Origin of the sequence: Okeania sp. SIO1H4 (genome assembly GCF_010672695.1) — a bacterium.
In the GTDB taxonomy this organism is placed as follows: domain Bacteria; phylum Cyanobacteriota; class Cyanobacteriia; order Cyanobacteriales; family Microcoleaceae; genus Okeania; species Okeania hirsuta.
The window spans coordinates 1-1,245 of record NZ_JAAHGB010000183.1 but is presented as its reverse complement, the minus strand read 5'-3'; the positions used below and the strand labels follow the sequence as shown (position 1 = coordinate 1,245).

Genomic DNA, 1,245 nt, shown 5'->3' with positions numbered 1-1,245 from the left:
TTATTACCTACAATTAAGGTATGAAGCTAGTTGAACGTCATGTTATTAGCAAATCACATTATTTATGGTCAGCTTGTGACCAGAAGGCTTTTTTGTCAAAAAATCTGTTCAATTTAGCCAATTACCATGAGCGCCAATCTTTTTTTGAAAACAAAAAGAAACTAAGCTTTAATCAACTGTATCATCTAGTATCTAAGAGTTACGATGATCAAGCTTTGCCAACTAAAGTTAGTAAGCAAATAATCAGAAGATTAGACTCAGCTTGGAGTAGTTATTTTGCCGCTTTAAAAGCATGGCAAAAACAGCCCCATAAATTTTTAGTCAGACCAAAAATCACTAAATATAAAAACAAAACAAAAGGTCAAAATATTTTAGTCTATTATCACGAATCAATTGACAAAAAAACTCTCAAAAAAGGAAGATGTAACTTATCCATGAGTGAGTTAAAAATTCCCAGATAACAAAAGTCAATTATAGAAGTGAGAATAGTACAAAAAAGCAGCTGTTATATGATTGAAATACTCTCTGAAAAATCGGAGAAAACAACAGATAATCAACAGGTAGCAGGAAGAGACTTAGGAGTGAATAACTTAATGGCTGTAACTACAAATCAAACAGGTGTAGCACCTTTATTGATAAATAGCAGACCATTAAAAGCGATTAACACCCTTGATAATAAAAAACTATCCCTGATACAATCCCAACTGAAAACCAAAAATCATCAAAACTCATCTAATCGGTTAAACGCTCTAACTCATAAACGAAACTGTAGAGTAGAAAATTATCTACATACAGCTAGTAAAAGAGTAATAGATTGGTGTGAGGTACACCAAATAGGAACCTTAATAATTGGACAGAATGAAAAGTGGAAACAATCTATTAATCCCGGGAAAAAGAACAATCAAGAGTTTGTTAACATACCTGATTATAGATTAATAGAGATGTTAAGATATAAAGCTCAGTTAAAAGGGATAAAAGTAATAATTACCGAAGAATCCTATAGATCACAATCAAGTTCTTTAGAGCAAGATGAATTACCAAAATCTGGTGAGTCAAAACCGATATTTAAAGGAAAAAGAATAGCAAGAGGATTGTATAAAACAGGAGATAAAAAGTTATTAAATGCTGATGTGAATGGAGCATTTAATATAATTAGAAAAGTAATTCCCGATGTTTTTGGGGAATAAAGGGTTTGCCGTTTAACCCTGTAGTGCTTGAACCACTACGAATGACTATACTTTCAGA

General features: G+C 31.9%; 2 protein-coding genes. Both read left to right on the top strand.

The window, feature by feature from the left end:
• Window positions 1–20 precede the first annotated feature (20 nt).
• Complete coding sequence (locus F6K06_RS33570; protein ID WP_287309164.1) at window positions 21–461, top strand: transposase; 441 nt, start codon at window positions 21–23, stop codon at window positions 459–461.
• An 18-nt stretch (window positions 462–479) separates the two neighbouring features.
• Complete coding sequence (locus F6K06_RS33565) at window positions 480–1,187, top strand: transposase (protein WP_287245598.1); 708 nt, start codon at window positions 480–482, stop codon at window positions 1,185–1,187.
• Window positions 1,188–1,245 lie beyond the last annotated feature (58 nt).